Source organism: Mycoplasmopsis alligatoris A21JP2 (genome assembly GCF_000178375.1).
GTDB lineage: Bacteria > Bacillota_I > Bacilli_A > Mycoplasmatales > Metamycoplasmataceae > Mycoplasmopsis > Mycoplasmopsis alligatoris.
Map to the genome: position 1 here is coordinate 1 of NZ_ADNC01000024.1, position 8409 is coordinate 8409.

The window sequence follows — 8409 nt, forward strand, 5'->3', positions numbered from 1 at the left end:
TTTGACGTTTTGATCAATAACCTTAAAGCCATCTTCTAATTTTGTGCTAATTACATCATTAAATTTATTGTCAATATTTTGATTAATTGATTGATTCATTAAGTTTAAATTTCTAGATGAATATTCAAGGTCTTTTTCTCTATTATCTAATAATGTTTTTTTTACATTGTTTTGCACTTGTGAATCATTTTCTATTTTTTCTGTAACATTCTTTTTAATTTCTTCTAAAACTTTAGCTGCATTATTAAAAGATTCATCTATTTTGTTTTTATTACTTTCTAAAAGACTGTTTCTAAAATATCAAATTTATTTTCTAAATTGGTTTTTGTTTTATCAATATTAGTTAAAATTGCAATTTCTATATCTTTTTTTAATATTTCAAGTTGATTTTTATCAATTAAAGTGTTTTGACTTTTTTTATATTTACGATAAAAAATATAACTAAAAATTGTAGATAAAATAATTGATATTACTAATAAAATTGCTAATACTATAATTATGATTAATTTTGTTGTTTGACTATCCATTTGACTCCTTTTTTTAATTCTATTTTAAGTTTTATTTTTTTTCATAAAAAGCACTAAATAAGAACAAAAAGCCTTTTTATAAAGAAAAAAATTGCACTAGGCAATTTATTTTATTATTTTAAGAGCTCATTTTTCAGGTCTTTCTTCTTTAAATTGTTCAAGTAAGTTATCGATTTCATTATCATCATATTGAATACCTTTTTTAACAGCTTGAAGAAGATAAGCAACAAATGATTTATAGTCAAATTTTGGTTTGGTTTTAAACTGTTTATAAACTAATTTAGTTCCATCGCTTAAAATTTCTTCAACTTCAACATTAGTATCTTTAAAAAGTTCTTTAAGTTCTTTTGTAAGTGATGATGCTTCTTTTTTTAATTCATTAATTCTTTCAGCTAAAAGTTTTGCTTTTTCAATATCTACTACTGTGTTCATATTAGTCCTTTTTTAAGTTATTTATATATTCTTTTATATATATGATTAATTGTTTTGCATCATCTAAAGTAATTGTATTTGGAATACCAATTCTTACTTGTTTTTCTTTGTGGTGTAAACGACCTAATTCAATGTAAAAATTATAACGATATTCAATTGAGTTACGCATTAATGATGTATTAATATTTTCAGGTGCATCTAAGACTAATAATCCTAATGTACGGTTTGCTTTTGCTATATTGTTTTTAAATCCTAATTTTTCTAATTCGTCTTGCATATAGTCAAATATTTCTTGTTTTCTAGCGCGAATTTTATAAATATTTTTCTCGTTTATTATACTTAAAGAAGCATAAAGTGCCATTATAATACTTGTTGCAGGTGTAAAAGGTGTTGATTTTAATTCATCATAGTATTTTTGGTACTTAACAAAGTCAAAATAAAATTTAAAGTTTTTGTTATTTTTAGCAACTTCATAAGCTCTTTTAGAAACACAAGCAACACTTAAACCGGGCATTACAGAAAAACCTTTTCCTGAAGTCGCAAAAGCAACATCTATTCCGTTTTTGTCAAATTCAATATCGTGATTTACTAGCGCACTCACACTATCAACTAAAAACAATGTATTAGGCGCATAAGTGTTTAGAGCTTTTGAAATTGCAGAAATATCATTTAAAACACCAGTGCTTGTTTCAAGTCAAGTTAATAATAAAGCTTTATATTTAGTTGTTTTTAATTTTTCAATTACTTCGTTAATATCATATGTTTGACCATCTTGATACTCCAAAACATCTACATTGCAACCTAATTCAGTAGCAATTATTTTAAATCTGTTTCCAAATTCACCATTTACTATTGATAAAACCTTATCATTTTTTTCAAGTAAATTAATAGCGGTAGCTTCAAGTAAACCGGTCGCAGAACAAGTGATTAAATATGGCATTGCATCTTTAGTTTGAAATAATTTTTTTAACATTAAAACAGTTTGTTCAACATAATAACTAAATAGTTCAAAACGGTGATGAATTGTACTTTTTCCTAGTAAATCAGCAATTTCTGGATAATTACTTATTGGACCCGGAGTAAACAACTTACTTTGATATAAATTAGTGTAATGTCCATTTAATTTTAAATATTTTTCGTATGTATTTATTTTATCTAAATAGCAATAGTCAAGGCAAATATGTTTATACTTAATTTTGCTAGTCAATAAAAATGTAGCAAAATTCAAACTCAATTTATCAGTGCTTTTATTTCATTCATTTAATGCACTAATGAACTGTTCAACGTTGTTTTTGTTTAAAAACACAATGCCGCTTCAAACAAGTTTATTTTCAAGCATATTATTCAAATAAATATTTTTTATTTTTCCAAAAACACCAATGTCATAGACAAAATCTTCATTTTTGTCATTTGTTTGATAAGAAAAAGTTATTGACTTATCACTTTGTTTTACTTCACGAATTACATTTTTTAAATCTTCTATACTTTTAAAGTATAAATTTGATTCTAAAACTAAAGTATTACTTAAATAATTTGTAGAAGCAACTAAACTAGTTAAATTTGAACTATTTATATACTGATCATTTTTTATTAAAGTAATACCATATTTTTCTACTAAATAGTCAAATTGGTAAGATAAATAACCAGTTATAACAATAATATTTTTATGTCCTAATTCATGTAAAAATTCAATATTTCTTTCTAATAAAACTTCTTTGCTTATTTTAACTAATGCATTCGGTAAATAAGTACCTACAGGTTCTAATTTATCATTTTTATGTGCTGCTAAAATTACAATATTATCAATTTGGTTAAAGTTTTTTTTCATTTTTTTACTAATAAGAGAGCTTATTATTCCTTTCATTTTTAAAGTTTTTTTACTTACATAATTATAAAGACTTTTTAATTATCTTATGTTTTTAATGAAAAAATATATGTACATATAGATAAGTTAGTTTATAATAAATTAATGAATAAAATTATCTATGTCTTATTAGTTAACTTATTAATCTTATTAATCGGTTACATAATTGGAAGTTTAAATACTTCAATAATTTTAAGCCGTTGAAAAAAACGTCGTGATGTTAGAAATTATCACTCTGGAAATGCAGGTGCAACCAATTCTCTTAGAGCTTTTGGTAAAAAATTTGCCCTTATTGTTTTAATTTCAGACATTATTAAAACATATTTAACAATATTGTGTGTTTCGCTTTATAACTATTATCATAAAGATTGAGCAATTGAATACAATATTATTCCTACAATGGCAGGATTTGGAGTTGTACTAGGGCATATATATCCAATTTTCTTTAAGTTCAAAGGTGGAAAAGGCGCAGCATGTTCGCTTGGTGTATTAATTGGTATGAATCCATTGTTTTTACCTATAGCAGCTGTTTTCTTTTTTGGAATTATCTTTTTAACTAGATATGTATCTTTAGCTTCAATGGTAACAAGTGTTGTAATGATTGGATTTGCATTAATTCCTTGAATGATAACAGGTCCATTAGGTTTTGGAAATTACTATGCTGATTGATACATACCTGCAATAATTTATGCTCATTGTTCTATCTTCTTAATAATAGCACACCGTTCTAATATAAAAAGTTTACTCAAGGGAACAGAACGTAAACAAGGACAAAGTAAAAAATAAAAGTCGGTTACGACTTTTATTTTTCAGCTTTTTTATATGCCATATAAATATTTGATCTTCAAGAAATTTCTTTATTGTTAGTTTTATCTTTAAGAGTGTATAAAACTACATAATATCCATATTCATCATTGCTTGTTATTTTTTTTGTTTAATGTAATATTTTTTTCTGAAGCTTTTTGGATCACTTTATGATTATGAACTAGTTTTCAAGTTAAATCATATTTATCTTTATCATAGTCAGGAATGGTTACAGAAATATCAATTTGATCAAAATTATTTAATTGCATATTATCATTTGTTTCCATAGTCGAAGACTTAGAAATATTAGTAAATGGTAGAGGAATTAAAACATCTGAACCAGCATTTATGTAAATTGTTGCTTCAGTACTTCAAATAAATTGATCTTCATTTAGACGGTTAGAAATTTTAACTTTAACTTTAGAACCGTTATTTGCTTGTGTTTTTGTTATTTTAAAAATATTTGAACTTTCTGTATATTGATCAGTTTTTTTGTCATCAATAAATAATTCATATTTTAAATTATTGTCACTTTTATATCTATCTCCAAAATTAGGCATAGCGCCTACTTTTAAAATTACATAATCTATTTGATCGGTAATGTTATATGTCGGTTTTAAATCTTCGTATAAAAATGGTTTTCCTTCTTTTAAATAGGAATTTAGAGAATCTTTAAATTCTTTATATTTTGATTTTATTTCATTTACTTTTGTTTCTCAAACAAAATCTTTTTTGATTTTTATTCTTTTCATAAAAGTCTAATGACTCATTTATGAAAGTATTTATTTTTTCTTTTTTATCCTTGTTTATAGATAAAAACGTATCTTGAGTAGTAGTTAAACCATTTAAAATTCTTATTCTTGATAATTCATAAAAGTAACTTTGTGCAGTTTGCTTAACTACTTCGTTTTCTAAGTTAGGTAATTTACTTAAGTCATACTTTTGAGAATAATCATTATTATATAAGTCACCATTTTTTTCATCTAAGTAAAATCCACCATAATATTCATTAAATCAAGTTTTCATATCCTCAAATTCATAAAATGTTTTTGTTGTAAGGTTATATGCTAAAGGTTTAGTTCTACTATGATTCTTATATTTTCTTTGGAAAATTAAATAGTTTTTATATTTTAATAATTGCACTGGAGCAAGTTCTGAAAAACTTATTTTATCTTTGTATAGATTATGAAACTCTTCCATTTTTTTAGGTTCTTTGTCCATTATTTTTGCACTATATAAAGAAACATTCTCTTCGTTTTTATATCTTCCTAAAAAGTATCAAATATCATTTTTTGAATCGTAATAAGGCTCAGCAGCATCTTTTAATAGTTCATCGGCTGAAAATAATTTAGCAATAATACTTTCGTCTTGAATATCTGATTTTACGTATTTACCTAAATCAGGATGATTTCATAACTCTTCACGAACTTTTCTTAAAACATTTGGATCTTCACCATTTAAATTGGTAATTTTAGAATCACCACCTTTAAATTGGTTATCGGTTTTCATAAACGATCCTCAATAAGAGTTATTTTGAATTGAATATCTATGTCCATTATTTTTTACTTCTAAATTACGTTTGTAATATGTAGGATCAATATTGAATCATTTTCCATCGATTTTTGCCTTAACTCATTGGTGAGTCCCAAAATTATTACCTAATACAGAAGGAATTCCAACTATAGATAAAAGAATTTGAAGTTCTTGAGAGTAATCACCACAAACTCCTATTTGTTTTAAAATTCTGTTTCTAAAATCACTTCTTCCATCATATCAAGTATATCTTTTCATTTCAGAAACATATCTAGCTAATTCAAAGGCCATTTCAACTTGGGTCATTTGTGGTTTAATTCTTGCTAAAGCTCCATCAACTCAATCAATAAGTACAAATTTAGAAAAGTCATCTAAAATTTGAGTATCTGATGACATTAATAAATATCATTTATTGTCATAATGTATCTTTTTCAAATCTAGGACCGGTACCAATGTTTGAATATGTATTATCTGCATATACATGATCAATAAATTTATTTTTGTAGTAATCTACAGCTACTTCAGCTATTTCATCATCTTTTAGATCTATATGAATTTTTAAATTATTTTTAACATTAACTTTAAAATAATCTAAATAAAGTTCATTAATTCTTCTTTAGTTTTGATAACAAATTCTCTACTTTTGTACTTATCAATATAGTCTCTATTTTCATAATAAAAGGTAAAGTCATTTTTGTTTTTTAAATCTTTAAGTAAAGATATTTCATTGCTGGTTAAAGAAGCATCGGTAATAAAATTGCTATCTTTAAATCCAAAAATAAATTTTGTAAAATTATGTTTTAAATCTTTTTTATCTTTTGCATAAATATTGGCATTTACTTGCAATATATCGCTTGATTTATGAATTAATTTAATATCAGTTAGTTCATATTTAGCTGTATCAAAGCCACTTTTGGTTATTTTCTCTTCAGTAATTTTATTAGCTTCTAAAGTAGATATATCTTTAATTTCGTATTTAACATTTTTAGATTCATTAATTAAATTTGATAAATCAGGATTAATGTTTTCATTTGTCTTTGCCGGTTTAAATCCACTAATATTTTTAAAGAATTTTTTATTATATAAATTATCTTTTTTGTTAGTAAAAGTACCTTTAACTATTATTTCATTATTATCTATAAAAAACTCTTTATCAGCTATGTCATAGGTATTTTTGTCAAAATTAGATATAACTATATCGCTCAAAGTAATACTATAAATATCACGTTCTTTAATGTTTGATATTTCAAATTTAACTTTTTTAAAATCGTTTTCTAATTTTTCAACCAACTCTTTATTTAATTTTTCAATTTTAATTTCTTCTATTTTTTGTTCCTTAAATCCAGTTACTATTTGATTTAACAAAATAAAAACATTCTTATCTTGTTTAACAAATAATTTAGCACTTATTGAAAGTGTATTAGGATTTAATTGTTTAATTACAACATCAGAAATATCATATTTTTCTTTATCTAAATTTTTATAAAGAAAATCATTGGATTTTACTGAATTAACTAAAACTTCTCTTTTGTTTTCAACATCGATAGAAACATTTTGAGAATGTTTTTCAAGTTCAATTTTTAATACATTTAAATTCTCATTTAAAGCTGGTAAAGAATCGTTGGGTTTTTCTTTATTGCTTCCATTTTCAGCATTTGAGTCTTTTTGTAAGTTATTGTTTGTACTTGAATTATTTTTCTCGTTAATTTTATTTTCATTGTTTTCAATTTTTTTATCAGTAGTATCTAAACTAATAGAGTTATTTTGACATGAGCTAATAATAAGCGGGCTAGCAATTAATGATGATAGCGAAGTTAATAAAATAATTTTCTTTTTCATTTTTTTATTTTATATAAATATTTTAAATATTTATGATAATAAGAAAAATTTTGCCTAGCTGTTTTTAGGCAAAATTTAACTTATTTTTTTATAAATTTTTAATTATTTAACTATTAATTTGTTAATTGTTTGATTATCTTCAGATTTTAAAATAATAACTATCTGATTATTTAATTTAGGTAAAACAGTAATAGCTACATTTTTAGTGTTTTCAAGCACTTTTAAATCAAAAGAATCTAATTTAGCGTTAATTGTTCCATTTAAATCCATTTTAGTAACTTTTATATTGTTAATTGTCATGTTTTCAGGTAAAACATCAGCATTTAATTTAGTGTCTGTTACACTTCTGTATAATTTAGCTTCACTTAATCCTGATGTTCATTTTCTAGTATGTGGTGTTACATTACCTTTTTTTCCTTTTATTACTACTCTTAAGTGTAATATGTCTTTAGTTTCAAAGTCAAAGATATAAGGAATAATTCTTGGTTTATTAGCACTTGAAGGATCTTTAATTGTTTGTTTATACTCAATTTTTTGTCATTGAGCATTTTGTAGATCACCATTTGAAACATAATATAATTCAAAAGATTCAGGAGCTGTAACTGCAAAATTATCTTCAGCAACATTTAACTCTAAACGCTTTGAGTTTACGTTTGTTGCAAATGTAAAGTAAATTTCAGCATCTTGATTACCTTTTTGAGCATTATTATAATTTGTTCACAAACTAGGATTACTTCCACCATTAACTAGTGAGAAATTATCTTCTCCATCATTTAATGATTTAATGTTATCTGATTGGTTTTCTTTTGCTATATTTTGGCTTATAGTAGCCGATTTCATTACATTTTCACCATTTATTTCTTGTTTTTCATAAACCCTTATTGAAGCTTTTATAGGATAAGTTTTTTCAAAAGCATTTATCTTACCTTCCAATGTATAAATTCCAATTTTGTTTGTATTAACGCTATTAACATTAGCTCATTCAATAGGAAAATCATAATCAATAATTGAGCCATTATCATTAAGTAAATTACCTGTTTTTGGTAAGTTTAATTTTTCTCCTAAAATAATACCTGTTGAAGTGTTTAATCCAACTTTGTTTACAGATAATACATTTACAATTACACTAACATCTTTATTATATTTTTTACTTTTTCCTTTTAAAAGAAATTCATTATAAGGTTGATCTAGTTCTTTTTTATCATATGTTTTTCAAATAATTTCGTCTTCAAATGTAGTATTATCTTGTAGTTTAACAAGTACAGTTTTTTCTAATTCTAATTCTTTTTTAGCTTCTACATAGTACTTTTTAGAATATTCTAGCGATTTTATATTTTCGTTTTTTGCGCTAGAAAGTGTATTAACATTTATAGTTTTAGTTTCTAGACCATTTGAACTAAAAGTAATTTT

General features: G+C 24.0%; 8 protein-coding genes. 1 reads left to right on the top strand and 7 read right to left on the bottom strand.

Annotated elements, in window-relative coordinates; all coding sequences use genetic code 4:
* Window positions 1-278: 278 nt before the first annotated feature.
* The 3 genes from MALL_RS02565 to MALL_RS04285 form a co-directional block, all read right to left on the bottom strand.
* Entirely contained in the window at window positions 279-527 is a 249-nt protein-coding gene (locus tag MALL_RS02565) for a hypothetical protein (protein WP_005683693.1), read from the bottom strand.
* Window positions 528-632: 105 nt separating this feature from the next.
* Window positions 633-959, bottom strand: a complete 327-nt coding sequence (locus MALL_RS02570; RefSeq protein WP_005683694.1) for a hypothetical protein — start codon at window positions 957-959, stop codon at window positions 633-635.
* Between the two features lies 1 nt (window position 960).
* A complete protein-coding gene (locus MALL_RS04285; RefSeq protein ID WP_040545569.1) occupies window positions 961-2787 on the bottom strand; it encodes an aminotransferase class V-fold PLP-dependent enzyme in 1827 nt (608 codons plus the stop codon).
* A 141-nt stretch (window positions 2788-2928) separates the two neighbouring features.
* Here MALL_RS04285 and plsY point away from each other — a divergent pair, with 141 nt between their 5' ends.
* A complete protein-coding gene (plsY, locus tag MALL_RS02580; RefSeq protein WP_005683691.1) occupies window positions 2929-3609 on the top strand; it encodes a glycerol-3-phosphate 1-O-acyltransferase PlsY in 681 nt (226 codons plus the stop codon).
* Window positions 3610-3698: 89 nt separating this feature from the next.
* Here the strand turns inward: plsY and MALL_RS02585 are convergent, their stop codons facing one another.
* The 4 genes from MALL_RS02585 to MALL_RS04520 form a co-directional block, all read right to left on the bottom strand.
* The gene (locus tag MALL_RS02585; RefSeq protein WP_040545571.1) at window positions 3699-4379 is read right to left on the bottom strand and encodes a hypothetical protein; all 681 of its coding nucleotides are present in this window, start codon (window positions 4377-4379) and stop codon (window positions 3699-3701) included.
* Window positions 4309-5595, bottom strand: coding sequence for a transglutaminase-like domain-containing protein (locus MALL_RS02590; RefSeq protein WP_156785631.1), 1287 nt, complete (start codon window positions 5593-5595; stop codon window positions 4309-4311). Before MALL_RS02590 ends, MALL_RS02585 begins: the two co-directional genes overlap by 71 nt.
* A gap of 156 nt (window positions 5596-5751) precedes the next feature.
* Window positions 5752-6999 (bottom strand): hypothetical protein, encoded by a 1248-nt coding sequence (locus MALL_RS02595; RefSeq protein WP_005683692.1) that lies wholly within the window; start codon window positions 6997-6999, stop codon window positions 5752-5754.
* 102 nt (window positions 7000-7101) lie between these two features.
* On the bottom strand, window positions 7102-8409 hold a 1308-nt coding region (locus tag MALL_RS04520), incomplete at its 5' end, for an Ig-like domain-containing protein (protein WP_005683689.1).